The organism is Vibrio sp. 2132-1, assembly GCF_033344315.1.
The window spans coordinates 1-604 of the sequence record NZ_JAWPON010000552.1 but is presented as its reverse complement, the minus strand read 5'-3'; the positions used below and the strand labels follow the sequence as shown (position 1 = coordinate 604).

The window sequence follows — 604 nt, the reverse complement described above, 5'->3', positions numbered from 1 at the left end:
TGAAGCATCATCTTCATCAGAATCAAAAGTTGCGCCTAAGCCAATTCTCCAGGCAGATAATGACCATGATGCGCTTTTTGAAGTCTTCGCTCAAAACAGTTTTGATCAAGAGGTAGAGCAGCCAACTGCTATTGAATCTCCATCTGAGTTAGACGATTTTGATGAATCAACGATGGCTAACTTACTTGCAGATGAGCCAAGTGCTGAAGCGTTTGATGGCAAACTCGACAGCGACACCATTGCAAGTGCAGGCATGGATTTCGAAACCATGTTGGATGTCGGTGATGACTGGGATGGTTTTAAGCCAGCATCAGACATGCCTGAACCATCGGTTACGGAAGAAGTCCCTGAAGACCAGCAAGAAGTGTGGAGTTCGAGTGAAGCGCTGACTCAACCTGAAATCGCGCAAGAGAACTGGGCCGAGCAGGAAGATCTTGATGACTTTGACCCTAAGAAAAATCAGTTTATGACTATTGATGAACTGATGGCTCAAGTGGACAAAGAAGGTGGTGAGTTTGAAGAGCAAGAACTGATGCTCGATGTCGGTTTGAATGAGTTCCCTGATGTGATTGGTGATATCGGTGACGTTGATGTAGATACCAAT

General features: G+C 45.2%; 1 pseudogene. It reads left to right on the top strand.

The features are described from left to right. A pseudogene (locus tag R8N47_RS26595) lies at positions 1 to 604 on the top strand (AAA family ATPase); the annotation flags it as partial.